Raw genomic sequence first — 24,388 nt, forward strand, 5'->3', positions numbered from 1 at the left:
CGTCAGCCCAGCTGCGCCATCACCTCCTCGGAGATGTCGGCGTTGGAGTAGACGTTCTGCACGTCGTCGAGGTCCTCGAGCATCTCCAGCAGCCGCACCATGCGCTGCGCCTCCTCGGGGCCCAGGGAGACGCTGGTGGTGGCGCGCATGGTCACCTCCGCCAGCTCCGGCTCGAGGCCCGCCCCGCGCATGGCGTCGCGCACCGCGCCGAAGGCCTCGGGGCTGGTGAGCACGTCCACCGAGCCGTCCTCGTTGGTGACCACGTCGTCGGCGCCGGCCTCGATGGCCACCTCCATGATGCGGTCCTCGTCGCTGCCGGCAGGGAAGCTCAGCACGCCGCGGTGCTCGAACAGGTAGGCCACCGAGCCGTCGGTGCCGAGGTTGCCGCCGCACTTGCTGAAGGCGTGACGGACCTCGGCCACGGTGCGGTTGCGGTTGTCGGTCATGCAGTCCACCATCACGGCGACCCCGCCGGGGCCGTAGCCCTCGTAGCGCACCTCCTCGTAGGCGGTGCCCTCCTCGAGCCCGGCGCCGCGGCGCACCGCCCGCTCGATGGTGTCCTTGGGCATGTTGGCGTCGAGGGCCTTGTCGATGGCGGCGCGCAGGCGCGGGTTGCCCGCCGGGTCGCCGCCGCCGAGGCGCGCCGCCACCGTGATCTCGCGGATGAGCTTGGTGAAGATCTTGCCGCGCTTGGCGTCCTGGGCCTTCTTGCGGTGCTGGATGTTGGCCCACTTGCTGTGTCCGGCCATGGGAACGCAAGTCCTCGTTTTCTTGAGGGGTTCAGGGGTGGCGGAATGATACCCGGGGGGTCGTCGCGGTGCCAGCGCGGGCGGTGAGGGCGGCCACCGCGGCGGCTGCGGCCCGCGCCGAGAGCACGAGCCCGAGGTGGCTCGCGGCCACGGTTTCGTGGCGCCAGGCCGCCGGGTGGCGGGTCTCGGCCACGGCGACGACGCCGTCGTGGGGGGCGGGCAGGCGGGCGAGGAGGGCGAGGCTGGGGCAGGCGAGCCACAGCCCGTGCACGAGGAGCACGGGGTCGCCGGGGCGGGCGCGGTCGGCGTCGGTGGGGGGCATGGGCCAGGCGGCGGGTGAAGAACGATCACCTTGCCACGGGGCGCCGGGGGAGGGAAGGGGGACGGGTTGTGGCCGCTTGGTGTAGCAAGTACACTGGTCCGCGGGTGTAGACCGTACACGAAGCCGTTGACGGACGGGATCGCAGGCGGGACGGCCGCCGCCCCCATCGCGGTGGCGGTGCTGGTGGTGCTCTTCAGCGTCGAGGACGGCGCCCTGGGGGTGCACCTGCTGCCGGCCGGCGCCGGCAGGTGGCGCCTTCCCGGGCGGCGGCTCGCCGCCGAGGAGGATCTCGAGGAGGCCGCGGCGGAGGTGCTGGCGGAGGTCTTCGGCGCCGAGGCCACGCACCTCGAGCAGCTCTACACCTTCGGTGCCGCCGGGCGCGGCGACGGCGTGCGGGAGGTGGCGGTGGCCTACTTCGCGCTCGCCCCGGTGGGCAGCGCCCCGGCGCGGCCCGGCAGGCGCTTCGCCGTGGACGGGCTGCCGCCGCTTGCCGGGGATCATGCCGAGGTGGTGGCGCTGGCGGTGGAGCGGCTGCGGGCCAAGATCCACTACTCGACCCTGGGGCTGCGCTTCCTGCCGCGGCCGTTCACGCTCCGGGAGCTGCAGGAGGTCTTCGAGGCGGTGCTGGGCGAGCCCCTGGACAAGCGCAACTTCCGCAAGCGCATGCTCGCCATCGGCTGCATCGAGGACACGGGCCGCAGGGTGCGGCAGGGCAACCACCGGCCGGCGCGCCTCTACCGGGCGCGGCACGGCGACCGGGTGGAGATCGTTCGCTGAGGGCAGCGGGGAGGAGGCGGATCATGCATGCCAAGGTGGAGCCGCAGCCGGGGCCGGCGCGCATCCTGCGCCCGGAGGAGATCCCGGCGGTGCAGCCGGAGGTGCTCGAGCCGGCGGAGCGCGAGGCGCTGCGGGCGCGCATCAAGCGCCTGCTCGAGGAGCAGGACGCGGTGCTGGTGGCCCACTACTACACGGATCCGGAGCTGCAGCGCCTGGCCGACGAGACCGGGGGGCATGTCTCGGACTCCCTCGACATGGCGCGCTTCGGCCACGAGCATCCGGCCTCGACGCTGGTGGTCTGCGGCGTGCGCTTCATGGGCGAGACCGCCAAGATCCTCAACCCCGAGAAGCGGGTCCTCATGCCCGACCTCGGCGCCGAGTGCTCCCTCGACCTCGCCTGCCCGGCGGAGGCGTTCGCCGCCTTCTGCGACCGGCACCCCGACCGCACGGTGGTGGTATACGCCAACACCAGCGCGGCGGTGAAGGCGCGCGCCGACTGGATGGTGACCTCGGGCAGCGCCCTCGACGTGGTGCGCCACCTCAAGGCGCGCGGCGAGCGGATCCTGTGGGCGCCCGACCGCCATCTCGGCCGCTGGGTGCGCGAGCAGACCGGGGCCGACATGCTGCTGTGGGACGGCGCCTGCGTGGTCCACGAGTCCTTCCAGGCCGAGGCCCTCGCGCGGCTGCGGGCCGAGCATCCGCAGGCCAAGGTGCTGGTCCATCCGGAGTCGCCGGCGGAGGTGGTGGCCCAGGCCGACTACGTGGGCTCCACCTCGGGCATCATCGAGGCGGCGCGGCGCATGGACGCCGAGGTCTTCATCGTCGCCACCGAGCCCGGCATCTTCCACAAGATGCGCGAGGCGGCCCCGGGCAAGACCTTCATCGAGGCCCCCACGGGCGGGCGCGGCGCCACCTGCACCAGCTGCGAGCGCTGCCCGTGGATGGCTATGAACGGCCTCAGGCGCCTGGCGCAGGTGCTGGAGACGGGGGCGAACGAGGTCCACGTCGACCCCGCCGTCGCCGAGCGCGCCCTGGTCCCGATCCGCCGCCTGCTGGACTTCGCCCGCGCGCGCCGCCAGGAGATCTACGGCAACAACGACGCCTGAGCGCGGCTCACAGCCGCTCGAGGATCTCGGCCTTCTTGCGCCGGAACTCCTCGTCGGTGATGACGCCCTCGTCGCGCAGCCGCTTGAGGCGGCGCAGCAGCTCCACCGGGTCGGAGGCGGCGGCCGGGGCCGCCGGGACCGCGGCCGGGGGTTCTTCGGCCCGCGGCCGGGCGGCGGTGGCCGCCACCGGGGCGGCCAGGGCCGCAAGGCGCGCATGGATGCGCTCGCGCAGGCGGGCGTTGAGCGCCGCCTGGTCCTCGACGTTGCCGCCGCCGCGCACCTCGACCCGGTAGCCCTGCACCGCCTCGCCCATGGCGGTGCGGCCCGCCACGGGCAGGATCAGCACGCGATGGACGTAGCGCGCCTCGACGAAGCGGGCGCGGGGGTCGGCATCGGGCGAGGGCGGGGGCGTCACCTCGACGTAGAGCCCCGGCGCATCCCCCTGGAGGCGGAAGATGCGCCGGCCGGGGAACTCGCGCGCGAGCACGTCGCGCACCGCCGCCTCCACCTCGGCCCGGGGCAGCGGGTAGATGCGCACGGGGGCGGGCTCCGGCTGCGGGCGCGCGGCGGCGCAGCCCGCAAGCAGGGCGGCGGCGAGGACGAGGGCGGCGGGGCGGCGGGGCAGGCGGGATTCTCCGTGCCGGGGATGCGCCATCGAATCTAGCACGCCGCGGCGGGGACGAAGTTGCGGATCGCGTCCCGGTCGGTCCAGGAGCTCGCGAGCCGCGCCGCCGCCTCCCGCGGCAGCCAGCGCCAGGCCCGGTGCTCGCCCGGCGCGAGGCGCACCACCACCGGCTGCGGCAGCTCGACGCGGAAGACGTGCTCCACGTTCTCGGTCACCCCGGGGGCGAAGCGGTGGCGCCAGGGCGGCAGGATCGGGAAGCGGTTGGTGCGCCGGCAGTCGATCACGGGCACGCCCTCGATCCCGGTCTCCTCGGCGAGCTCGCGCACCGCCGCCTCCTGCGGGGTCTCGTCCCAGCCGAGGGATCCCGTCACCGACTGCCAGAAGCCCGGCGGGTGGACGCGTTCGAGCAGCAGCACGTGCCCCAGCGCGGTGTGCACCACCACCAGGACCGACTCGGGGCGGCGGAAGCCCGCCACGGGGCTAGCCGCTGTGGCGCACCCTGAGGTTGAGCTCGCGCAGCTGCGCCTCGCTCACCGCCGCCGGCGCCCCCGTGAGCGGGCAGCTCGCGGTCTGGGTCTTGGGGAAGGCGATGACGTCGCGGATGGAGGGGGCCCCGGTCATGAGCATGGCCAGGCGGTCGAGGCCGAAGGCGATGCCGCCGTGGGGCGGGCAGCCGTAGCGCAGCGCGCGCACGAGGAAGCCGAACTTCTCCTCCGCCTCCGCCTCGGAGAGGCCGAGGAGGCGGAAGACGGCCTGCTGCATCTCGGGGCGGTGGATGCGGACCGAGCCGCCGCCGATCTCGTGGCCGTTGAGGACGAGGTCGTAGGCGCGCGAGAGGACGGCGCCGGGGTCTGCGGCCAGGGCCTCGGGGTCGTCGCAGCGCGGCGCCGTGAACGGGTGGTGCAGGGCCTCCCAGCGGCCCTCGTCCGCGTTCCACTCGAACATCGGGAAGTCCACCACCCACAGCGGACGCCAGCCGTGCTCGACGAGGCCGAGGTCGTGGCCGAGGCGCACCCGCAGCGCCCCCAGCGACTCGTTCACCACCGCCGCCTTGTCGGCGCCGAAGAAGACGAGGTCGCCGTCGACGGCGCCGGTGCGCTCGAGAATCCCCTGCACCGCCTCGTCGGGCAGGAACTTGAGGATCGGCGACTGCAGGCCCTCGCGCCCGCGCGCGGCCTCGTTGACCTTGACGTAGGCGAGCCCCCGCGCCCCGTAGCGGCCCACGAAGGCGGTGTAGTCGTCGATCTCCTTGCGGCTGAGGCGCCCGCCGCCGGGCACCCGCAGCGCCGCCACCCGGCCCGCGGGGTCGTTGGCGGGGCCGGCGAAGACCTTGAACTCGGCCTCGCGCACCAGGTCCGCCACGTCCACCAGCTCCAGCGGGATGCGCAGGTCGGGGCGGTCGGTGCCGAAGCGGCGCACCGCCTCGGCGTAGCTCATGCGCGGGAAGGCGCGCGGCAGGGGCACCTCGAGGACGCGGGCGAAGAGGTCGCGGATCATCTCCTCCATGAGGAGCGTGATCTCGCGCTCGTCCATGAACGAGACCTCGATGTCGAGCTGGGTGAACTCCGGCTGGCGGTCGGCGCGCAGGTCCTCGTCGCGGAAGCAGCGCGCCACCTGATAGTAGCGGTCGAAGCCCGACATCATCAGCAGCTGCTTGAAGATCTGCGGCGACTGAGGCAGGGCGTAGAAGGCGCCGGGGTGGACCCGGCTCGGCACCAGGTAGTCGCGCGCGCCCTCGGGGGTGGCCTTGGTCAGGCACGGCGTCTCCACCTCGATGAAGCCGTGCCCGTCGAGGAACGCCCGCAGGGTGGAGACGATGCGGCTGCGCAGGCGCAGCCGCTCCAGCATCTGCGGCCGGCGCAGGTCGAGGTAGCGGTAGCGCAGGCGCACCTCCTCGCCGACCTCGGTGTACTCGTCGAGGGGGAAGGGGGGCGTCTCGGCGCGGTTGAGGATCTCCAGCCCGTGCGCCACCACCTCCACCTCGCCGGTGGCGAGATCGGGGTTCTCGGTGCCGGCGGGGCGGCGGCGCACCCGCCCGCGCACGCGCACCACGTACTCGCTGCGCAGCCGCTCGGCCTCGGCGAAGCACTGCGGCCGCTCCGGGTCGAAGACCACCTGGACGACGCCTTCGCGATCGCGCAGGTCGACGAAGATGATCCCGCCGTGGTCGCGGCGGCGGTGGACCCAGCCGCAGAGCTCGACCTCCTGGTCCAGGTGGGCGAGGTGGAGGTGGCCGCAGTAGTGGCTACGCATCGAGAGCATCCCCGCAGGTCCCCCGGAAAAAGGCGACCCATGGTACGCACGGGCCCCGGCGCGCGCAAGGCGCGCCGGGGCCCGCGGGGAGGGGCGAAGGCCCGCGGCTCAGGCGCAGGCGTCGCAGGCGCCGGCGCCGCAGGCGGCCCCCTCGCCGCCCTTCTTGCTCTCGCCCTTGCCGTCCGAGGACTCGGCGATGTTGCGGCGGTTGCCCTTCTTGAAGTCGGTCTCGTACCAGCCGCTCCCCTTGAGGCGGAAGCCGGCCGCCGAGATCAGCCGCTTGAGGGTCGATCCGCCGCACTCCGGGCAGTCGGTCAGGGGCTCGTCGCTCATCTTCTGAAGCGCCTCCAGCTCATGGCCGCAGGCGGTGCAGGCGTACTCGTAGATGGGCATGGTCGCAACCTCGCTGGTTGATCGTCCGCGCGCGATGTCGGGGCGCACCCCGCCCCTTTCAAGACCGGCGCCGGATTATACCCGAGCACCACGCTCGCCCAAGTCTGCGCTAGACTCGGCGCCCCGGAGGAGGAGCATGCACCGGCGCCGCACCCAGGAGGCCCTGCGCGACCGCGACGACCTGCGCACGCTGCGCGCGATCCTGCCCTTCGTCTGGCGCTACCGCGGCCGGGCGGGGCTCGCCCTCGCCTGCCTCGTGGCGGCGAAGCTGGCGACGGTGTCGGTGCCGGTCGCCCTCAAGGGCATCGTCGACGCCCTGGATGCCGCGCCGGGCGAGGCGGTGCTGCCGCTGGGGCTGCTCCTCGGCTACGGCGCCCTGCGCGCGGCGCAGGGCATGTTCAACGAGCTGCGCGACGCCGTCTTCGCCCGCGTGCGCCACGGCGCGGTGCGCGAGGTCTCGCGCCGGGTCCTGCGCCACCTCTACGACCTCTCGCTGCGCTACCACCTGGAGCGCAAGACGGGGGCGATCTCGCGCGACATCGAGCGCGGCACCCGCAGCCTGAGCTCGCTGCTCAACTACGCCGTCTTCAGCATCATCCCCACGGCGGTGGAGCTGGCGCTGGTGGGGGCGATCCTGGTGGTGCGCTACGACCTGCGCTACCTCGCCGTCACCGTGGTGGCGGTGGTGCTCTACGTCGGCTATACGGTGCTCGTCACCGAGTGGCGGATGCGCTTCCGCCACCGCATGAACGCCATGGACTCCAAGGCCAACACCCTCGCCGTGGACGGGCTCATCAACTACGAGACGGTCAAGTGCTTCAACAACGAGGCCTACGAGCTCGCCCGCTACGACCGCACCCTCGCCGAGTGGGAGCGGGCGGCGGTCCGCACCCAGACCTCGCTTTCCGCCCTCAACTTCGGCCAGGGGGCGATCATCGCCGCGGCGGTGACCGCGATCATGGTCATGGCCGCCCAGGGGGTGGTGGCCGGCACCCTCTCGCTCGGCGACCTGGTGATGGTCAACGCCTTCATGCTCCAGCTCTTCATCCCGCTGGGCTTCCTCGGCATGGTCTACAGCCAGGTCAAGCACGCCCTCTCGGACATGGAGATGATGTTCCGGCTCCTCGAGGAGGAGCCGGAGATCCGCGACCGTCCGGGGGCGCCGGCGCTGGTGCTGCGGCGCGGCGCGGTGCGCTTCGAGCACGTCCACTTCGGCTACCAGCCCGAGCGGCCCATCCTCCACGACGTCGACTTCGAGATCCCGCCGGGGGCGCGGGTGGCGGTGGTGGGGCCGAGCGGGGCCGGCAAGTCGACGCTCGCGCGGCTGCTCTTCCGCTTCTACGACGTGCAGCGCGGGCGCATCCTGATCGACGGCCAGGACATCCGCGCCGTGACCCAGGCGAGCCTGCGCGCGGCCATCGGCATCGTGCCCCAGGACACGGTCCTCTTCAACGAGACGATCTACTACAACATCGCCTACGGCCGCCCCGACGCCACCCGGGCGGAGGTGGAGGAGGCGGCGCGGCTGGCGCATCTGGCCGACTTCATCGCCTCCCTGCCGGCGGGCTGGGACACGGTGGTGGGCGAGCGCGGGCTCAAGCTCTCCGGGGGCGAGAAGCAGCGCGTGGCCATCGCCCGCGCGATCCTCAAGCGGCCCCGGATCCTGATCTTCGACGAGGCCACCTCGAGCCTCGACAGCGCCTCCGAGCGCATCATCCTCGAGGCCCTGGCGGAGGTGGCGGCCGCGCGCACCACCCTGGTCATCGCGCACCGGCTCTCCACCGTCGCCGACGCCGACCAGATCCTGGTCCTGGAGGGCGGGCGCATCGTCGAGCGGGGCGATCACGCCGCCCTGCTTGCGCGCGGCGCGCTCTATGCGAAGATGTGGGCCCTGCAGCAGCAGGAGGAGGCACCCGTGGCCGTGCGCGCAGGAGGGAGCAGCGAATGAGCGCCGAGCGCGTCCTCGAGCAGTGGCTCTTCCGCACCCGCTGGCTGCTTGCGCCCTTCTTCGTCGGGCTCGTGCTCGCGATCCTCGCCCTGCTGGCGAAGTTCCTCAAGGGGCTGGTGGGGCTTGCGCCGGTGCTCGCCGGCGGCGACGGCGCCGCCCTGATCCTCGCCGTGCTCGACCTCGTCGACGTCACCCTGCTCGCCGGGCTGCTGCTCATCATCGTCTTCAGCGGCTACGAGAACTTCGTCTCCAAGTTCGACATCGGCGAGCACGCCGACCGCCCCGCCTGGATGGGCAAGGTCGGCTTCTCCGACCTCAAGATCAAGGTCATGGGCTCCATCGTGGCCATCTCCGCGATCGAGCTCCTCAAGGCCTTCATCAACGCCGACGCGCTGTCCCACGCCCAGCTCGCCTGGCGTGTCGGCATCCACCTCACCTTCGTGGTCTCGGGGGTGCTCTTCGCGGTCACCGACCGCATCGCGGAGGGCAAGGGCGGCCACTGAGGCGGGGCGCCTGCCTATCTTGACTATTAGAATATTCTAAAATACATTTGGTGCCCACCCCATGCGGAGGGACCATCCATGCGGGCGTGGAAGTCTCTGATCCTGCTGATGGCGCTTGCCGGTCCCGCGGCCGCGGCGCTGGAGACGGCCACCGTGGTGCGCGAGCCCGTGGCCGAGGAACGGGTGATGGACGCGGTGGTGGAGGCGGTCAACCAGGCCACCGTCGCCGCCCGCACCGCCGGCCGGGTGGTGGAGGTGCTCTTCGACGTGGACGACTACGTCCCCGCCGGGGCGCTCATCGTCCGCCTCGACGACACCGCGCATCGCGCCGGGCTCGAGGCGGCGCAGGCCCAGCTCGCCGAGGCGAGGGCCCGGGTGCGCGAGGCCGAGACCGAGTTCGGGCGCGTCGAGCGGCTCCACCGGCGGGGGCTCGTGGCGCGGGCCGAGCTCGACCGCGCCCGGGCCGCCCTGGACGCCGCGCGGGCGCGCGTGATGGCGGCCGAGGCGCAGGTGGCGGCGGCCGAGGAGGCCCTGGAGCGCACCCGCATCCGCGCCCCCTACGCCGGCATCGTCACCCGCCGCATGGTGGAGGTGGGCGAGAGCGTGCAGCCGGGCACGCCGCTCATGGCGGGGCTGTCGCTGGAGCGGCTCCGGGTCACGGCGGCGGTGCCGCAGAGCCTCGCCGAGCGCGTGCGCGCGGGCGCGGCGGTGCGGGTGCGGCTGCCCGACGGGCGCACCCTGGCCATCCCGCGCGAGCGCGTCACCGTCTTCCCCTACGCCGATCCCGTCACCCACACCGTGCGCGTGCGCCTCGCGCTGGACCCCGGGGTGAAGGACCTCTACCCGGGGATGCTGGTCAAGGCCGCCTTCACCCTGGGGCGGGTGCCGCGCCTCCTGATCCCGGCGCAGGCCCTGGTGCGGCGCAGCGAGGTGCAGGCCGTCTACGTCGTGGACGAGGCGGGCGGGATCCACCTGCGCCTGGTGCGGGTGGGGCGGCGCCTCGACGACGGGCGGCTGGAGGTCCTCGCCGGGCTGGCCGAGGGCGAGCGCGTGGCCCTCGATCCCATCCGCGCCGGCATCGCCCTCAAGGAGCGGGCCGCGGAGGGGCGGCGGTGAGCACGCGCCTCGGCATCTCCGGCGCCATCGCGCGCCGCTTCCAGGACTCGGAGATCACGCCGCTGCTCGCCCTCGTGGGGCTGCTCATGGGGCTCTTTGCGGTACTGGTGACGCCGCGCGAGGAGGAGCCCCAGATCGACGTCACCTTCGCCAACGTCTTCATCCCCTTTCCGGGCGCCAGCGCCCGGGAGGTGGAGCATCTGGTGACGACGCCGGCCGAGCAGGTGATGTCCGAGATCGCCGGCGTCAAGCACGTCTACTCGGTCTCCCGCCCGGGGATGGCGATCCTGACCGTGCGCTTCAAGGTGGGCGAGGCGCGGGAGAAGGCCATCGTGCGCCTCTACAACGCGGTCTTCTCCCACGAGGACTGGCTGCCCCAGGGCGTCGGCGTGGGCCGGCCCATCATCAAGCCCAAGGGCATCGACGACGTGCCCATCGTGGCCGGCACGCTGTGGTCGGAGGATCCGCGCATCGGCGCCCACGAGCTTGCGCGCATCGCCCACGCCATCGAGGCCGAGCTCAAGCGCGTCCCGGGCACGCGGGACATCTACACCATCGGCGCCCCGGACCGCGTCGTCCACGTCCTCCTCGACCCGCAGCGCATGGCCGGCTACGGCATCGCCCTGAGCGACCTGCGCGCCGCCCTCGCCCTCGCCAACACCTCGGCGGAGGCGGGCGGCCTGGTGCGCGACAACGCCGAGGTCGCGGTCCAGGCGGGCCTGTTCCTGTCGCAGCCCGAGGAGGTGGGCGAGCTGGTGGTGGGGGTGCACGAGGGCCGTCCCGTGTACCTGCGCGACGTGGCCGAGATCCGCTACGGGCCGGACCAGCCCGAGCGCTACGTCCGCTTCGGCACCGGCGCGGCGGCGGCGCAGCGGGGGCTTGCGCCGGGGCGGGAATACCCCGCCGTGACCATCGCCGTGGCCAAGAAGCCCGGCACCAACGCGGTGGACATCGCCGAACGGCTCATCGAGCGCTTCGAGCAGCTCAAGGGCACCTTCGTGCCCGAGGGGGTGCACGCCACCGTGACCCGCAACTACGGCGCCACCGCCGAGGACAAGGCGATGACGCTGATCAAGAAGCTCGTCTTCGCCACGGTCACGGTGGTGCTGCTGGTGCTGTTCACGCTGGGCTGGCGCGAGGCCCTGGTGGTGGGGACCGCGGTGGTGGTGACGCTGGCCGTGACGCTCTTCGCCTCCTGGGCCTGGGGCTTCACCCTCAACCGCGTCTCCCTCTTCGCCCTCATCTTCTCCATCGGCATCCTCGTCGACGACGCCATCGTCGTGGTGGAGAACATCCACCGCCACGTGGCCATGGGCGAGGGCTCGCTCCTGGAGGCCATCCCCCGTGCCGTGGACGAGGTGGGCGGCCCCACCATCCTCGCCACCCTCACGGTGGTGGCGGCGCTGCTGCCCATGGCCTTCGTCACCGGCCTCATGGGCCCCTACATGAGCCCGATCCCCATCAACGCCAGCACCGGCATGCTCATCTCCCTGGCGGTGGCCTTCGTGGTCACGCCCTGGCTCATGCACGAGGTGCTGCGGCGCAGGCAGCGCCGCGCCGGGGCCGCGGGCGGGGCCGGGCACGCCGGGGAGGCGGTGCCGCCGCGGCTGCAGCGCCTCTTCGCGCGCCTCATGGGCCCGTTCCTGCGTGGGCGCGAGGGGCGCTGGGCGCGGCGCGCCCTGTCCGCGGCCGTCGTGGTGCTCATCGCCGCCGCCGCCGCGCTGCCGGCGACCGGGCACGTGATCCTCAAGATGCTCCCCTTCGACAACAAGTCCGAGTTCCAGGTGGTGCTGGACATGCCCGAGGGCACGCCGGTGGAGCGCACGGCGGCGGTGCTCGGCGAGATGGCGCGCTACCTGGCCACGGTGCCCGAGGTCACCGACTACCAGATCTACGCCGGCACCGCCGCGCCCATCAACTTCAACGGCCTGGTGCGCCAGTACTACCTGCGGCAGGCGCCGCACCTGGGCGACATCCAGGTCAACCTCGTGGACAAGCACCGGCGCAGCCGCAAGAGCCACGAGATCGCGCGCGCCGTGCGGCCGAGGCTGGTCGAGATCGCGCGCCGCCACGGCGGCGCGGTCAAGGTGGTGGAGGTGCCGCCGGGCCCGCCCGTGCTCTCGCCCCTGGTGGCCGAGGTCTACGGCCTCGACTACGAGGGCCAGATCGAGGTCGCCCGCCGCCTGCGCGAGGTCTTCGAGCAGACCCCCGACGTGGTGGACGTCGACGACAGCACCGAGGCGCCGGCGCCGAAGCTGGTGCTGCGCGTCGACCGCCAGAAGGCGGCGCTGCTGGGGCTGGCGCAGGCCGACGTGGTGGCCGCGGTGCGGGCCGCGCTGGGCGGCGAGGACGCCGCCTACCTCCACGACGAGACCGCCAAGTACCCGATCCCGGTGCGCATGGAGCTGCCGGTGAAGGACAAGGCGGATCTCCAGGGGGTGCTGGCGATGCGGCTGCGGGCGCGGGGCGGGGCGCTGGTGCCGCTGTCCGAGGTGGTGGAGGTGGCCGAGGTGCGCCGCGAGCAGCCCATCTACCACAAGGACCTGCTGCCCGTGGTCTACGTGGTGGGCGACGTCGCCGGCGCGATCGACAGCCCCCTCTACGGCATGTTCCGCATGGTCCTGCGCCTCGCCCGCGAGGGGCTGGGCGGCTTTCGCGAGCTTCCGCAGTTCTTCGTCGGCCAGCCCGACGACCCCTACCGCTACAGCGTCAAGTGGGACGGCGAGTGGCAGGTCACCTACGAGACCTTCCGCGACATGGGCATCGCCTACTCGGTGGGGCTGGTGCTGATCTACCTGCTGGTGGTGGGGCAGTTCCGCTCCTATCTCGTGCCGCTGGTGATCATGGCCCCGATCCCGCTGACCATCGTCGGCGTCATGCCGGGGCACGCGCTGCTCGGGCGCGAGTTCACCGCCACCTCCATGATCGGCATGATCGCGCTGGCGGGCATCATCGTGCGCAACTCCATCCTGCTCGTGGACTTCGTCAACGACGAGGCGGCGCGCGGGGTGCCCTTCGACGAGGCGGTGATCCGCGCGGCGGCGGTGCGCGCGCGGCCCATCGCGCTCACCGCGCTGGCGGCGATGCTGGGGGCCTTCTTCATCCTCGACGACCCCATCTTCAGCGGCCTCGCGGTGTCGCTGATCTTCGGCATCTTCGTCTCCACCGTGCTCACCCTGGTGGTGATCCCGGTGCTCTACTACGCCGTGCGACACCGGCGCATGGGCTGAGCGCGGCGGCCTGCCGGGGCCGTCGCCAAAGCTGATATATTTCCCCCGCGGGTGCCGGCCCGCGGGAGGGGATTGCCGTCATGGCCGATCGCAGGCTCCAGGTCTTCCACACCGTCGCGCGGCTGCTGAGCTTCACCAAGGCGGCCGAGGCGCTGCACATGACGCAGCCGGCGGTGACCTTCCAGATCCGCCAGCTCGAGGAGCAGTTCAACACGCGGCTGTTCGACCGCACCCACAACCGCATCAGCCTGACCGAGGCCGGCCGGGCGGTCTACCGCTACGCCGACCAGATCTTCGTCCTCTACCGCGAGATGGAGAACGCGGTGCGCGAGATCACCGGCGAGATCGCGGGCAGCCTCGCCATCGGCGCCAGCACCACCATCGCCGAGTACATGCTCCCGGCGCTGCTCGGCGACTTCAAGCACCACCATCCGGACGTGCACATCCAGCTCAAGGTGAGCAACACCGAGGGCATCGTCTCCATGGTGGAGCAGAACACCGTGGATCTCGGCGTGGTGGAGGGGCCGGTGGGCAACCGCAACCTGGCGGTGGAGATCTGCCGCATGGACCAGCTGGTGGCCATCGTGCCCCCGCACCACCCCCTCGCGGGCGAGGCCTCGGTGACGCCGGCGCGGCTGCTGGAGTACCCCTACGTGGACCGCGAGGAGGGCTCGGGGACGCGCGAGGTGGTGGAGCAGTACCTGCGCGAGCAGGGCATCGACCCGTCGGGGGTGCGCGCCGTGCTCGAGCTCGGCAACCCCGAGGCCATCAAGGGCGCGGTGGAGGCGGGCATGGGTGTCGCCATCATCTCCCGCGCCACCCTGCAGAAGGAGCTCGCCCTCGGCACCCTCGCCGCGATCCCCCTCGACCCCCCCATCGAGCGCCCCTTCTCCTTCGTCCACCAGAAGCAGAAGTTCCGCCACCGCACCATCGAGGAGCTGCTGGAGTTCGCGCGCCAGTACTGCGAGACGCACGCGGCATGAACGGAGGCGGGCGGGAGCGGCGGCTGCTGCAGCTCTGGCGCAGGCTCGACGAGGCCGGCCGGCGGAGCCTCCTGGACTATGCCGAGTTCCTCGCCGCGCGCAGCCCGCGCCCGCCGGTGGATGCGCCGCGGCCGATCCCGCGCCCGGCCGAGGAGACGGTGGTGGCGGCGATGCGGCGGCTGCGCCGGACCTACCCCATGGTGGACCCCGAGCGGGTGCTGCACGAGGCCGCCGCGCTCCTGTCGGAGCACGTCCTCGGCGGGCGCGAGGCGGCCGAGGTGATCGATGCGCTGGAGGCGCTGTTCGAGCGCCACTACCGCCGGCTGCGCGAGGAGGAAGCGGGGTGATCGAGTACCTGCGCCGCTGGTACCGGCGCCACTTCTCCGATCCCGAGGCCTTCATCCTCGCCTTCCTCCTGGTGGCCGGCTTCGGCCTGGTGGCGGCCTTCGGGCGGATGCTGGCGCCGGTGATCGCGGCCCTCGTCATCGCCTATCTCCTCGAGGGCTTGGTCTCGCCCCTCGAGCGCATCCTGCGCCGGCGGCTGCCGGCGGTGATCGTGGTCTACCTCGCCTTCCTGGCCCTCGTGGCGCTGGTCCTCTTCGGGCTGCTGCCGCTGCTTTCTCGCCAGGTGACGGAGCTGGTGCAGGACCTGCCGCAGATGATCAACCGCGGCCAGCAGGCGCTGCTGCAGCTGCCCCAGCACTACCCGCAGGTGGTCACCGAGGAGCAGATGCGCGAGCTCATCGCCCAGGTGCGCGGCGAGCTCGTGGGCTTCGGCCAGCGGCTCCTCTCCTACTCGGTGGCCTCGCTGGTGGGGATCATCACCGTGGGCGTGTACCTGATCCTGGTGCCGCTGATGGTCTTCTTCTTCCTCAAGGACAAGCACCGCATCCTCGCCTGGGTGCGGGGCTACCTGCCGCGCGACCGCGGGCTTGCGCACCGGGTCTGGCGCGACGTGGACGTGCAGATCGGCAACTACGTGCGCGGCAAGTTCTGGGAGATCCTCATCGTCTGGTTCGCGACCTACCTCACCTTCACCCTCATGGACCTGCGCTTCGCCATGCTGCTGGGGCTGATGGTGGGCCTGTCGGTGCTGGTGCCCTACGTGGGGGCGGTGGTGGCGACCCTGCCGGTGGCCCTGGTGGCCTGGTCGCAGTTCGGCTGGAGCGCCGAGTTCGCCTACGTGCTCGCGGCCTACGGCGTGATCCAGGCCCTCGACGGCAACCTCCTGGTGCCGCTGCTCTTCTCCGAGGCGGTCAACCTCCACCCCATCGCCATCATCGTGGCGGTGCTCTTCTTCGGCGGGCTGTGGGGGTTCTGGGGCGTGTTCTTCGCCATCCCGCTGGCGACCCTGGTGGCGGCGGTGCTGCGGGCCTGGCCGCGGCGCGAGGACGCGGGCGCGGCGGCCCCGGCCTGAGGGACCTCAGAGCACCTCGGAGGCGTGGTCGGCGAGGCGCGAGCGCTCCACCCGCTGCAGCGTCACGTGGCCGCTGTGGGGCCAGTCCTTGAAGCGGTCCACGGCGTAGGTGATCCCCGACGTGGTCTCGGTGAGATAGGGGGTGTCGATCTGGGCCACGTTGCCGAGGCAGACCACCTTGGTGCCGGGGCCGGCCCGCGTGACCAGGGCCTTGATCTGCTTCGGGGTCATGTTCTGGGCCTCGTCGAGGATGAGGAAGGTGCCGAGGAAGGTGCGGCCGCGCATGAAGTTGAGCGAGCGCACCTTGATGCGGCTGCGCATGAGGTCCTGGGTGGCGCCGCGCCCCCAGCTGCCGCCCCCGGCGCCGCCCGCCAGGACCTCGAGGTTGTCCATGAGCGCCCCCATCCAGGGCGTCATCTTCTCCTCCTCGGTGCCGGGCAGGAAGCCGATGTCCTCGCCGAGGGGGACGGTGACCCGGGTCATGACGATCTCGCGGTAGCGGTTCTCGTCCAGGGTCTGGGCGAGCGCCGCCGCAAGGGCGAGGAGGGTCTTGCCGGTGCCGGCGGCGCCGAGGAGGGTGACGAAGTCGATCTCGGGGTCCATCAGCAGGTTGAGGGCGAAGCCCTGCTCGCGGTTGCGGGCGTGGATCCCCCACACCGCGCGCCCCCCCTCGCGGTAGTCGGTGGCGAGCTCGAGCAGGGTGGCCCCGTCCTCGTGGCCCCGCACCACCAGCTCGAGGCCGTCGCCCTCGTCGTAGACGAACTCGCCCGGATACCACGCCGCCGCCTCGGGGTCGCGCACGCGGTACCAGGCGCGCCCGCCCTCGCTCCAGGACTCGAGCCCGCTCCCCTGGCGCTGCCAGAAGCCCGGCGGCAGGGGACGGTAGCCGCGGTAGAGGAGGCTGACGTCGTCGAGGACCTTGTCGCCGCGGTAGTCCTCGGCGTTGAGGCCCAGCACCGCGGCCTTGATGCGCAGGTTGATGTCCTTGGAGACGATGACGACGGTGGTCTCGGGGAGCCGGTCGCGCAGGGCGAGGGCGACCGCGAGGATGTCGTGGTCGGCCTTGTGGCCGGGCAGGGCGCGCGGCAGGGCGGCGTCCAGGACCCGGGTCTGGAAGAAGAGCCGCCCGCGCGGCGCGGGGCCGTCGCCGCCGTTGCCCGGCGCGGGCAGGGGCAGGCCCTGCTCGATCTCCCGGGGGTCGCGCCCGGCCATGAGCTCGTCGAGGAAGCGGCTCACCTGGCGGACGTTGCGCGCCACCTCCGACAGCCCCCGCTTGTGGTCGTCCAGCTCCTCGAGGACCACCATGGGCAGGAAGACGTCGTGCTCCTGGAAGCGGAACAGCGCCGTCGGGTCGTGCATGAGCACGTTGGTGTCGAGGACGTAGAGGCGCCGCCCGCCCACGGCCGTCACAGGGCGCGGACCGCCTCGAGGACCTCGGCGGCGTGGCCCGCCACCCGGACCCTGCGCCAGACGCGGCGGATCGTGCCCGCGGCGTCGATGAGGAAGGTGCTGCGCTCGATGCCCCGCACCTTCCGGCCGTACAGGGTCTTGTCGCGGATGACGTCGTAGGCGGTGCAGGCGGCCTCGTCCGGGTCCGAGAGCAGCGGGAAGGGCAGCCCGAGCTTCGCGCGGAAGCGCTCGTGGCTGCGGATGCCGTCGCGGGAGACGCCGAGGATGACCGCGCCGGCGCGCTCGAACTCCGGGTGGAGGTCGCGGAACTGCTCGGCCTCGCTGGTGCAGCCGGGGGTGTGGTCGCGGGGATAGAAGTAGAGCACCACCGGGCGGCCCCGCAGGGCCGAGAGCCGCACGCGGCCGCCGCCGGTGGCCTCGAGCTCGAAGTCGGGGGCGGGGTCGCCCGCCTGCGGTCGTGCCATGGTGGCGTCTCCTCAGCCCTTGACCGGCTCCATGACGGCGTCGAGGTTGAGCTCGTCGCAGAAGTCGAGGAACTCCTCGCGCAGCGCCGCGATGTGGGTGTCCGCCGGGATCTCCACCACCATGTGCACCGAGAACATGGGCGCGCCGGTGTGGGCCGCGGCGTAGCTGCTGGTCACCATGTCCTCGATGTTGATGTTGCGCTCCGAGAAGAAGTGCGCGAGCTGGTAGACGATGCCCGGATGGTCGAGGGCGACCACGTCCACCGCATAGGGAAGACGGTCGGCGGCGGGCGGGCGGGGGGCCGTGCGCTTGTGCACCAGGGTCAGCCCCGCCTCGGCGGCGAGGCGGTCGAGGGCGTCCTCCAGCTTGGCGATGCCGGCCCAGTTGCCCGAGACCAGCAGCAGCACCGCGAACTCGCCCCCGAGCACGGTCATGCGGCTGTCCTCGACGTTGCAGCCGGCCTCGAGGACGGTGTGCGAGAGCTCCTCGACGATGCCCGGGCGGTCCTCGCCGAGCGCGGAGATGACGAGCTGCTGCTTCATGTCGGCACCCTTCCCTCGTCCACGGCGCAAGTGTACACCGGCGGCCGCCTTGTCACCCCCGGGGGGCGCAAGTACCATCCCCGCCATTCCGCACCCGGGGAGGCGAGCAGATGTTTCGCGGCAGCATGGTCGCTCTGGTCACGCCCATGCGGGAGGACGGCAGCGTCGATTACGACGCCCTGCGCCGGCTGGTGGAGTTCCACATCGAGCAGGGCACGGACGCCATCGTCTCGGTGGGCACCACCGGGGAGTCGGCGACCCTCTCCATGGAGGAGCACGTGGAGGTGATCCGCCGCACCGTGGACCTCGTGCGGGGGCGGATCCCGGTCATCGCCGGCACCGGCTCCAATTCCACCGCCGAGGCCATCGAGCTCACGCGCGAGGCGATGGAGGCGGGGGCCGATGCCTGCCTGCTGGTCACGCCCTATTACAACAAGCCCACCCAGGAGGGGCTCTACCGCCACTTCCGCGCCGTCGCCGAGGCGGTACCCATCCCGCAGATCCTCTACAACGTGCCCGGGCGCACCGCCTGCGACCTGCTGCCCGAGACCGTGGAGCGGCTGTCCCACATCTCCAACATCGTCGGCATCAAGGAGGCCACGGGCAGCATCGAGCGCGGGCGCGAGATCATGGCCCGCTGCGGCGACCGCCTCGACGTCTACAGCGGCGACGACGCCACCGCGGCCGAGCTCATGCTCGCGGGCGCCAAGGGCGACATCTCGGTCACCGCCAACGTCGCCCCCGCGGCCATGCACGCGCTCTGCGAGGCGGCGCTCGCCGGGGACGCCGAGCGGGCGCGGGAGCTCGACGCCCGCCTCGCGCCCCTGCACAAGGCGCTCTTCGTCGAATCCAACCCCATCCCCGTGAAATGGGCCGTGCACGAGCTCGGCCTCATCCCGCCCGGGATCCGGCTGCCGCTCACCTGGCTGTCCGAGGCGCATCACGAGACCGTGCGCGAGGCCATGCGCGAGGCCGGCGTCCTGTGAGGCGGGTGCGGCCGCTTCTCGCGCCGGCGCTGGCGCTGGCGGTGGCCGCCTGCGGCGGCTCCGGCTACGTCAACGAGCGGCGCGTGGACTACGGCCAGGCGCGGGCCATGCCCGAGCTGGAGGTGCCGCCGCCGCTCGCCGCGCCCGACGCCTCCCAGGCCGCGGCGCTGCCGCCCGATGCCGGGGTCGCCGCCGCCTACGAGCTCGCCGGCGTGCGTGTCCGCCGCGCCGGGACCTACCGCTGGCTGGAGGTGGAGGCCCCGCCCGCGGAGGTCTGGGGCCGGGTGCGCGCCTTCCTCACCGAGCAGGGGCTCGCCATCGCGCACGAGGAGCCGGCGCTCGGGATCCTCGAGACCGAGTGGGCCGAGAACCGCGCCTCGATCCGCGGCGGCTTCCTCTACCGCATCCTGCCCAAGCTCTATTCCACCAACACGCGCGACCGCTACCGGGTCCGCCTCGAGCCCGGCGAGCGTCCCGGCACCACGCTGGTGTTCCTGACCCACTACGGTGCGGAGGAGGTCATCGAGGGGGCGCGCGGCAACCGCGACATCGGCACCGGCCGCTGGGTGATGCGCCCGCGCGACCCCGAGCTCGAGGCGGAGATGCTGGTGCGGCTCATGGCCGCCCTCGGGCAGCCGCGGCAGGCGGCCGAGGCCGCCCTGGCCGCCGCCGGCGACGAGGCCGTGGCGGTCGAGGTCGAGGGCGGGTCGCTGCGCCTCGGGGCCGAGCCCGACCGCGCCTGGCGGCTCCTGGGCCTGGCCCTCGACCGCGGCGGCTTCGTGGTGGAGGCGCGCGATGCCGAGGCCCGCACGTACCTGGTGCGGCCCGCGGCGCCGGTGCTGCCGGGCGGGGGCGGTCTCCTCGCGCGCCTCGGTCTCGGCCGCGGCGAGCGCGCGCAGGGGCCCTATCGGCTCGCGGTGCTGAGCGCCGAGGGCGGATCGCGGGTGGTGATCACGGCCGCCGACGGCGGCCCCGCCCCGGACGAGGAGGCGGCCGCCCTCGCCCGGCGCATCGCCGGCGCCCTGCGCTGACCGTGCGCTTCGCCATCCTCGGCAGCGGCAGCCGCGGCAACGCCGTCGTCGTGGAGGCGGGCGGCACCCGGGTGCTGATCGACTGCGGCTTCACCGCCGCCGAGACCGAGCGGCGCCTGGCGCGGCTGGGTCTCGCCGCGGAGGGGCTCGACGCCATCCTCCTCACCCACGAGCACGGCGACCACGTCGCCGGGGCGGGGCCGCTGGCGCGGCGCCACGGCCTGCCGGTCTGGTGCACGCCCGGCACCCGCCTGGGGGCGGGGCTCGAGGGCGTCGAGGTGTGCACCGTGGTCCCCGAGGAGACCTTCGCCGTGGGGGCGCTGCAGGTGCGAAGCTACGTCGTCCCCCACGACGGGCGGGAGACCGTCCAGTACCTCCTCGGCGACGGCGCGGCGACGCTGGGGATCGTCACCGACGCCGGCAGCGTCACCCCGCACATGGAGGCGGTCCTCGACGGCTGTGACGGGCTCGTCCTCGAGTGCAACCACGACGAGCGGCTGCTCGCCGAGGGCCCCTATCCGCCGCCGCTCAAGCGGCGCATCCGCAGCGACTGGGGGCACCTCAGCAACCGCCAGGCGGCGGCGCTGCTGGCGCGCCTCGACCACCACCGGCTCCGGCACGTGGTGGCGGCGCACCTCAGCGAGACCAACAACACGCCGGGGCACGCCCGCGCGGCGCTGGCCGCGGTCCTGGGCTGCCGGCCCGAGGAGGTGGATGTGGCCGAGCAGGCGCGGGGCCTCGGCTGGCGCGCCCTCGCGCCCTGACGCCCCGGCGCGCCTTTTCTTTTCGCCGCGGAGGCGTACAATACGCGGTTTTCGATGGCGGGCCCATCGGGGCCTGCCGCGCACAGGGGGTTTGGGACGCGATGGTGACGATTCGTCTTGCGCGCGCGGGGGCCAAGAAGCGGCCCTTCTACCACATCGTGGTCACCGACAGCCGGAATCCGCGCGACGGCCGCTTCATCGAGCGCCTGGGGTTCTACAACCCCATCGCCGCGGAGGGCGAGGAGCCGCTGCGGGTGGATCAGGCGCGGGTGGAGCACTGGCTCGGCCGCGGCGCCCAGGTCAGCGAGCGCGTGGCGCAGCTGCTGCGGCGGGCGCGGAAGGCGCAGGAGCAGGCCGCCTGAGGAGCCGGCAGCGCCGTGGCGGCGGCGCCGGAGGCGGAGGGCGAGCGGCTGGTGGTGCTGGGCCGCGTGAGCGGCCTCTACGGGGTGCGCGGCTGGGTGCGGGTCTATTCCTACACCGAGCCGCGCGAGGGCATCCTCCGCTACGACCCCTGGTATCTGGGGCACGGCGGGCGGTGGCGGCGGATGGACCTCGTCGGCGGGCGGCGCCACGGCAAGGGCGTGGTGGCGGCGCTGGCGGGGGTGGCGGACCGCGATGCGGCGGCCGCCCTCATGGGGGCGCAGATCGCGGTGCGGCGCTCGCAGCTTCCGCCGCCGGCCGAGGGCGAGTACTACTGGGCCGATCTCATCGGCCTGGAGGTGCGCACGGTGGAGGGGACGCCCCTGGGGAAGGTGGCCGACCTCATGGAGACCGGCGCCAACGACGTGCTGGTGGTGCGGGGCGAGCGCGAGCGGCTGATCCCGTTCCTGCCGGGGCAGGTGGTGCGGCGGGTGGACGTCGCCGGCGGGCTGCTGGAGGTGGACTGGGATCCCGGCTTCTAGGGGCGCCGGGGCCATGCGCTTCGACGTCGTGACGCTGTTCCCGGAGATGATCCGGGCGGCGGCGGGGTATGGGGTCACCGGGCGCGCCGTGGAGCGGGGTCTGGTCCGGCTCGAGACCTGGAATCCGCGCGACTACGCCCGCGACCGCCACCGCACGGTGGACGACCGGCCGTACGGCGGCGGGCCGGGGATGGTGATGAAGGTGGAGCCGCTGCGCGACGCCATCCGGGCGGCGCGGCGGGCGGCGCCGGCGAGCCCCGTGGTGCTGCTGAGCCCGCAGGGGCGCCGGCTCGACCAGGCCGGGGTGCGGGAGCTGGCCGCGCAGCCGGGGCTGATCCTGGTCTGCGGCCGCTACGAAGGGATCGACGAGCGGCTGGTGGAGGCCGAGGTGGACCAGGAGTGGTCCATCGGCGACTACGTGCTGAGCGGCGGCGAGCTCGCGGCGCTGGTGGTGGTGGACGCCGTGGCGCGGCTGGTCCCGGGGGTGCTGGGCGATGCCGAGTCGGCGGCCCAGGACTCCTACATGGAGGGGCTGCTGGACTGCCCGCACTACACGCGCCCGGAGGAGATCGACGGGCGGCGGGTGCCGCCGGTGCTGCTCTCGGGCGACCACGGGGCGATCCGGCGCTGGCGGCGCAAGCAGGCCCTGGGGCGGACCTGGCTCAGGCGTCCGGACCTCCTGGCGGGGCGGGCGCTGGACGAGGAGGCCCGGGCGCTGCTCGAGGAGTTCATCGCCGAGCATCGGGCAGGGCACGGCGAGGAGTGAGCGGGGCCGAGGCCCCGGCGATCAAGGCACAGAGGGTAGAGCGATGGCGAACATCATCGAGGAGCTCGAGCGCGAGCAGATGCAGCGGGAGATCCCGGAGTTCGGGCCCGGCGACACCGTGGTGGTGGAGGTCAAGGTCAAGGAGGGGCGCAACGAGCGCATCCAGGCCTTCGAGGGTGTGGTCATCGCCAAGCGCAACCGCGGCCTCAACTCCGCCTTCACCGTGCGCAAGATCTCCCACGGCGAGGGCGTCGAGCGCGTCTTCCCCACCTACAGCCCCAACATCCACGCCATCAAGGTCAAGCGCCGCGGCGACGTCCGCCGGGCCAAGCTCTACTACCTGCGCGGCCGCACCGGGCGGGCGGCGAGGATCAAGGAGAAGCGGTGACCCGGCGGCCCCGCGCGGGGCTGCTCGTCGCGCTCCTGCTGGCCGCCTCCGCGGCCGCCGCGGCGCCCGTGGAGGAGGCGCGGCGGCTGGCCGAGGCCGGCGCCCCCGCCCTCGCCCTGCGCCTGCTCGAGCAGGCCGACGGCGCCGAGGCGGAGGCGCTGCGGCTCGGGCTGCTGGCCCGCCTGCGCCGCTGGGACGAGATCGTGCGGCGCACCGAGGGCGCCGCGGCGGATCCGGCGCTGTCGGCGCGGACCGAGGCGCTGCTTGCCCTCGGGCGGCCGCAGGAGGCCGTCGCGGCCCTGCGTGAGGGCATCTGGAGCGAGCCCGCGCCCGCCGCCGAGGCGCTGCGGGCGTGGCGGCGGCTCCTCATCCGCGCCTACCTCGCCGCCGACCGCCCCGCCGATGCCCACACCGCCATGCTCCGCTTCGCCCAGGACTACGGCGAGGCCGGCCCCGAGTGGCTGGCCCTGCAGGGGCGCGTGCTGATCCGCGCCGGGCGCCCCTCGGAGGCGGCGCGACTGCTGGAGGGGCGGCGCGAGCCCGGGCTGCGGATCCTGCGCCTGCACGCGCTGCTCGCGGGCGGCGCCGCGCCGGTGGCGGTGGCCGGCGCCCTCGAGGAGCTTCGCGCCGAGGCCGGCCCGGATGAGGCCGGGGACCTGCTGCTGCTCGAGGCCGCGGTGGCCGAGGCCGCGGGCGACCTCGAGGCCGCGGCCGCCGCGCGCGAGCGCCTCCTCGCCGCCGCGGCTCCCGTGCGCGTGCTCGAGGGGCTGGTGCCGCAGGGCCCGCAGGCTCTGTGGGCGCTGTACGCCGCCCTCGGACGGCGTGAGGGCAACCGGCTGCGGCTGCTGTGGGGCGACGACGCCGCCTGGATCGAGGCGGCGGCGGGCGAGGCCGCCGCGCGGCCGGTGCCGGCGCGGGGGCTGCTCGCCGTGGTGGCGGCGCACGGGCGGGACCCGGCGGCGCGCGGCGAGGCCGCGGCCCGGCTCGCCGCGGCGCTGCGGGGACTGCCGGACGGCGACCGCCTCCTCGACGCCCTCTTCCTCGGCGCCGGGCACCCGCCGCACGAGCTTCTGCCGGCGGCGCTGCGCGCGGAGCTGGCCGAGCTCGCCCTGCGCCGGGGCGCCTTCGCCGAGGCCTCGCGGCTGCTTGCCGGGGTCGAGGCGCCCCCGGGGGGCGGGGGCGACGGCCTCGCGTGGCGGCTGCGGCGGGCGCGGGTGCTCATCCTCGGCGGGCGCGCCGAGGAGGGGGCGCAGGCCCTGGCCCGGGTGCTCGCCTCGCCCCAGCCGCTCGACGGCCCGGCCATCGACCGGCTGCTGCAGGTGGTCTTCGACCTCCAGACCCTGGGCCGGCACGAGGCGGCGCTGGCGCTGTTCGACGCCCTGCGTCGGCGCGGTGTCGACATCGGGCGCGAGCGCGAGCTGCTCTTCTGGTCGGCGGAGTCCCTGGAGGCGCTCGGCCGCCACGAGGAGGCCGCCGCCCGCTACCTGCGCTCGGCCACGCTCCTCGATCCCGGGGCGATGGATCCCTGGGCGGTGACCGCGCGGCTGCGCGCCGCCGACGCCCTCGCCGCGGCGGGGCTCTACGGCGATGCGGCCCGGCTCTACGACGCCCTGCTGGCGGCGGAGGGCGACCCCCAGCGGCGGGCCCTGCTGCAGCGGCGCCGGCACGAGCTGCGCCTCAAGGCGCTTGCCGCGGGCGCGGCGGGGTCGTAG

At 73.7% G+C, this 24,388-nt stretch carries 26 protein-coding genes; 17 read left to right on the forward strand and 9 right to left on the reverse strand.

Annotated elements, in window-relative coordinates:
* Positions 1 to 2: 2 nt before the first annotated feature.
* Positions 3 to 749 carry a YebC/PmpR family DNA-binding transcriptional regulator gene (locus tag EDC57_RS12325; RefSeq protein WP_123402188.1) on the reverse strand — a complete coding sequence of 249 codons (747 nt, stop codon included), beginning with the start codon at positions 747 to 749 and terminating at the stop codon, positions 3 to 5.
* Positions 750 to 780: 31 nt separating this feature from the next.
* The gene (locus tag EDC57_RS12330) at positions 781 to 1,071 is read right to left on the reverse strand and encodes a hypothetical protein (RefSeq protein WP_123402189.1); all 291 of its coding nucleotides are present in this window, start codon (positions 1,069 to 1,071) and stop codon (positions 781 to 783) included.
* 126 nt (positions 1,072 to 1,197) lie between these two features.
* On the opposite strand from EDC57_RS12330, the gene EDC57_RS12335 reads away from it, so the two are divergent.
* Entirely contained in the window at positions 1,198 to 1,848 is a 651-nt protein-coding gene (locus EDC57_RS12335; protein WP_123402190.1) for an NUDIX hydrolase, read from the forward strand.
* Between the two features lie 23 nt (positions 1,849 to 1,871).
* Positions 1,872 to 2,954, forward strand: coding sequence for a quinolinate synthase NadA (nadA, locus tag EDC57_RS12340; protein ID WP_123402191.1), 1,083 nt, complete (start codon positions 1,872 to 1,874; stop codon positions 2,952 to 2,954).
* Between the two features lie 7 nt (positions 2,955 to 2,961).
* Here the strand turns inward: nadA and EDC57_RS13340 are convergent, their stop codons facing one another.
* The 4 genes from EDC57_RS13340 to EDC57_RS12360 form a co-directional block, all read right to left on the reverse strand.
* Complete coding sequence (locus EDC57_RS13340) at positions 2,962 to 3,609, reverse strand: SHOCT domain-containing protein (protein WP_123402192.1); 648 nt, start codon at positions 3,607 to 3,609, stop codon at positions 2,962 to 2,964.
* 5 nt (positions 3,610 to 3,614) lie between these two features.
* Positions 3,615 to 4,055 (reverse strand): dihydroneopterin triphosphate diphosphatase, encoded by a 441-nt coding sequence (nudB, locus tag EDC57_RS12350; protein ID WP_123402193.1) that lies wholly within the window; start codon positions 4,053 to 4,055, stop codon positions 3,615 to 3,617.
* A 4-nt stretch (positions 4,056 to 4,059) separates the two neighbouring features.
* Positions 4,060 to 5,832 carry an aspartate--tRNA ligase gene (aspS, locus tag EDC57_RS12355; protein WP_123402194.1) on the reverse strand — a complete coding sequence of 591 codons (1,773 nt, stop codon included), beginning with the start codon at positions 5,830 to 5,832 and terminating at the stop codon, positions 4,060 to 4,062.
* A 108-nt stretch (positions 5,833 to 5,940) separates the two neighbouring features.
* Positions 5,941 to 6,225, reverse strand: a complete 285-nt coding sequence (locus EDC57_RS12360; RefSeq protein ID WP_123402195.1) for an FmdB family zinc ribbon protein — start codon at positions 6,223 to 6,225, stop codon at positions 5,941 to 5,943.
* 136 nt (positions 6,226 to 6,361) lie between these two features.
* On the opposite strand from EDC57_RS12360, the gene EDC57_RS12365 reads away from it, so the two are divergent.
* The 7 genes from EDC57_RS12365 (at position 6,362) to EDC57_RS12395 (ending at position 15,422) form a co-directional block, all read left to right on the forward strand.
* Positions 6,362 to 8,173, forward strand: a complete 1,812-nt coding sequence (locus EDC57_RS12365; RefSeq protein WP_123402196.1) for an ABCB family ABC transporter ATP-binding protein/permease — start codon at positions 6,362 to 6,364, stop codon at positions 8,171 to 8,173.
* On the forward strand, positions 8,170 to 8,676 hold the full coding sequence (locus EDC57_RS12370; RefSeq protein ID WP_123402197.1) for a TIGR00645 family protein: 507 nt from the start codon (positions 8,170 to 8,172) through the stop codon (positions 8,674 to 8,676). The genes EDC57_RS12365 and EDC57_RS12370 overlap by 4 nt, the downstream gene beginning before the upstream one ends.
* A 78-nt stretch (positions 8,677 to 8,754) precedes the next feature.
* On the forward strand, positions 8,755 to 9,792 hold the full coding sequence (locus tag EDC57_RS12375) for an efflux RND transporter periplasmic adaptor subunit (RefSeq protein WP_123402198.1): 1,038 nt from the start codon (positions 8,755 to 8,757) through the stop codon (positions 9,790 to 9,792).
* Positions 9,789 to 13,022, forward strand: coding sequence for an efflux RND transporter permease subunit (locus EDC57_RS12380; protein WP_123402199.1), 3,234 nt, complete (start codon positions 9,789 to 9,791; stop codon positions 13,020 to 13,022). The genes EDC57_RS12375 and EDC57_RS12380 overlap by 4 nt, the downstream gene beginning before the upstream one ends.
* Positions 13,023 to 13,102: 80 nt before the next feature.
* Positions 13,103 to 14,005 carry a selenium metabolism-associated LysR family transcriptional regulator gene (locus EDC57_RS12385; RefSeq protein ID WP_123402200.1) on the forward strand — a complete coding sequence of 301 codons (903 nt, stop codon included), beginning with the start codon at positions 13,103 to 13,105 and terminating at the stop codon, positions 14,003 to 14,005.
* Entirely contained in the window at positions 14,002 to 14,352 is a 351-nt protein-coding gene (locus EDC57_RS12390; protein ID WP_123402201.1) for a Crp/Fnr family transcriptional regulator, read from the forward strand. Before EDC57_RS12385 ends, EDC57_RS12390 begins: the two co-directional genes overlap by 4 nt.
* The gene (locus EDC57_RS12395) at positions 14,352 to 15,422 is read left to right on the forward strand and encodes an AI-2E family transporter (protein ID WP_123402271.1); all 1,071 of its coding nucleotides are present in this window, start codon (positions 14,352 to 14,354) and stop codon (positions 15,420 to 15,422) included. Before EDC57_RS12390 ends, EDC57_RS12395 begins: the two co-directional genes overlap by 1 nt.
* A 6-nt stretch (positions 15,423 to 15,428) precedes the next feature.
* On the opposite strand, the gene EDC57_RS12400 is transcribed toward EDC57_RS12395, so the two are convergent.
* From EDC57_RS12400 to EDC57_RS12410, 3 genes are read right to left on the reverse strand one after another with little or no spacing between them, the layout of a single operon-like run.
* Positions 15,429 to 16,781, reverse strand: coding sequence for a PhoH family protein (locus EDC57_RS12400; protein ID WP_123402272.1), 1,353 nt, complete (start codon positions 16,779 to 16,781; stop codon positions 15,429 to 15,431).
* Positions 16,782 to 16,828: 47 nt separating this feature from the next.
* Positions 16,829 to 17,296 carry a peroxiredoxin gene (locus EDC57_RS12960; protein ID WP_123402202.1) on the reverse strand — a complete coding sequence of 156 codons (468 nt, stop codon included), beginning with the start codon at positions 17,294 to 17,296 and terminating at the stop codon, positions 16,829 to 16,831.
* 12 nt (positions 17,297 to 17,308) lie between these two features.
* Entirely contained in the window at positions 17,309 to 17,839 is a 531-nt protein-coding gene (locus EDC57_RS12410; protein WP_123402203.1) for a glycine cleavage system transcriptional repressor, read from the reverse strand.
* Positions 17,840 to 17,949: 110 nt separating this feature from the next.
* On the opposite strand from EDC57_RS12410, the gene dapA reads away from it, so the two are divergent.
* The 8 genes from dapA to EDC57_RS13345 all read left to right on the forward strand — a co-directional run bounded on the left by dapA (position 17,950) and on the right by EDC57_RS13345 (position 24,388).
* On the forward strand, positions 17,950 to 18,825 hold the full coding sequence (dapA, locus tag EDC57_RS12415) for a 4-hydroxy-tetrahydrodipicolinate synthase (RefSeq protein ID WP_123402204.1): 876 nt from the start codon (positions 17,950 to 17,952) through the stop codon (positions 18,823 to 18,825).
* 5 nt (positions 18,826 to 18,830) lie between these two features.
* Entirely contained in the window at positions 18,831 to 19,856 is a 1,026-nt protein-coding gene (gene bamC / locus EDC57_RS12420) for an outer membrane protein assembly factor BamC (protein ID WP_148051463.1), read from the forward strand.
* A 2-nt stretch (positions 19,857 to 19,858) separates the two neighbouring features.
* Positions 19,859 to 20,620: an MBL fold metallo-hydrolase gene (locus tag EDC57_RS12425; RefSeq protein ID WP_123402206.1), complete on the forward strand. Its 762-nt coding sequence runs from the start codon at positions 19,859 to 19,861 to the stop codon at positions 20,618 to 20,620.
* Between the two features lie 101 nt (positions 20,621 to 20,721).
* Entirely contained in the window at positions 20,722 to 20,982 is a 261-nt protein-coding gene (gene rpsP, locus EDC57_RS12430) for a 30S ribosomal protein S16 (protein WP_123402207.1), read from the forward strand.
* 15 nt (positions 20,983 to 20,997) lie between these two features.
* The gene (gene rimM, locus EDC57_RS12435) at positions 20,998 to 21,522 is read left to right on the forward strand and encodes a ribosome maturation factor RimM (RefSeq protein ID WP_123402208.1); all 525 of its coding nucleotides are present in this window, start codon (positions 20,998 to 21,000) and stop codon (positions 21,520 to 21,522) included.
* 13 nt (positions 21,523 to 21,535) lie between these two features.
* Positions 21,536 to 22,288, forward strand: a complete 753-nt coding sequence (trmD, locus tag EDC57_RS12440; protein WP_123402209.1) for a tRNA (guanosine(37)-N1)-methyltransferase TrmD — start codon at positions 21,536 to 21,538, stop codon at positions 22,286 to 22,288.
* A 43-nt stretch (positions 22,289 to 22,331) separates the two neighbouring features.
* A complete protein-coding gene (gene rplS, locus EDC57_RS12445; RefSeq protein ID WP_123402210.1) occupies positions 22,332 to 22,676 on the forward strand; it encodes a 50S ribosomal protein L19 in 345 nt (114 codons plus the stop codon).
* Positions 22,673 to 24,388 (forward strand): hypothetical protein, encoded by a 1,716-nt coding sequence (locus tag EDC57_RS13345; protein ID WP_123402211.1) that lies wholly within the window; start codon positions 22,673 to 22,675, stop codon positions 24,386 to 24,388. Before rplS ends, EDC57_RS13345 begins: the two co-directional genes overlap by 4 nt.

Source organism: Inmirania thermothiophila (genome assembly GCF_003751635.1).
Classification (GTDB): domain Bacteria; phylum Pseudomonadota; class Gammaproteobacteria; order DSM-100275; family DSM-100275; genus Inmirania; species Inmirania thermothiophila.

Excerpts from the sequence above, each read along its gene's own strand:
- EDC57_RS12325 (WP_123402188.1), bottom strand. The coding sequence starts at position 749 with ATGGCCGGACACAGCAAGTGGGCCAACATCCAGCACCGCAAGAAGGCC.
- EDC57_RS12330 (WP_123402189.1), bottom strand. The coding sequence starts at position 1,071 with ATGCCCCCCACCGACGCCGACCGCGCCCGCCCCGGCGACCCCGTGCTC.
- nadA (WP_123402191.1), top strand. The coding sequence starts at position 1,872 with ATGCATGCCAAGGTGGAGCCGCAGCCGGGGCCGGCGCGCATCCTGCGC.
- EDC57_RS13340 (WP_123402192.1), bottom strand. The coding sequence starts at position 3,609 with ATGGCGCATCCCCGGCACGGAGAATCCCGCCTGCCCCGCCGCCCCGCC.
- aspS (WP_123402194.1), bottom strand. The coding sequence starts at position 5,832 with ATGCGTAGCCACTACTGCGGCCACCTCCACCTCGCCCACCTGGACCAG.
- EDC57_RS12360 (WP_123402195.1), bottom strand. The coding sequence starts at position 6,225 with ATGCCCATCTACGAGTACGCCTGCACCGCCTGCGGCCATGAGCTGGAG.
- EDC57_RS12365 (WP_123402196.1), top strand. The coding sequence starts at position 6,362 with ATGCACCGGCGCCGCACCCAGGAGGCCCTGCGCGACCGCGACGACCTG.
- EDC57_RS12370 (WP_123402197.1), top strand. The coding sequence starts at position 8,170 with ATGAGCGCCGAGCGCGTCCTCGAGCAGTGGCTCTTCCGCACCCGCTGG.
- EDC57_RS12375 (WP_123402198.1), top strand. The coding sequence starts at position 8,755 with ATGCGGGCGTGGAAGTCTCTGATCCTGCTGATGGCGCTTGCCGGTCCC.
- EDC57_RS12385 (WP_123402200.1), top strand. The coding sequence starts at position 13,103 with ATGGCCGATCGCAGGCTCCAGGTCTTCCACACCGTCGCGCGGCTGCTG.
- EDC57_RS12390 (WP_123402201.1), top strand. The coding sequence starts at position 14,002 with ATGAACGGAGGCGGGCGGGAGCGGCGGCTGCTGCAGCTCTGGCGCAGG.
- EDC57_RS12400 (WP_123402272.1), bottom strand. The coding sequence starts at position 16,781 with ATGCACGACCCGACGGCGCTGTTCCGCTTCCAGGAGCACGACGTCTTC.
- EDC57_RS12960 (WP_123402202.1), bottom strand. The coding sequence starts at position 17,296 with ATGGCACGACCGCAGGCGGGCGACCCCGCCCCCGACTTCGAGCTCGAG.
- EDC57_RS12410 (WP_123402203.1), bottom strand. The coding sequence starts at position 17,839 with ATGAAGCAGCAGCTCGTCATCTCCGCGCTCGGCGAGGACCGCCCGGGC.
- dapA (WP_123402204.1), top strand. The coding sequence starts at position 17,950 with ATGTTTCGCGGCAGCATGGTCGCTCTGGTCACGCCCATGCGGGAGGAC.
- rpsP (WP_123402207.1), top strand. The coding sequence starts at position 20,722 with ATGGTGACGATTCGTCTTGCGCGCGCGGGGGCCAAGAAGCGGCCCTTC.
- trmD (WP_123402209.1), top strand. The coding sequence starts at position 21,536 with ATGCGCTTCGACGTCGTGACGCTGTTCCCGGAGATGATCCGGGCGGCG.
- rplS (WP_123402210.1), top strand. The coding sequence starts at position 22,332 with ATGGCGAACATCATCGAGGAGCTCGAGCGCGAGCAGATGCAGCGGGAG.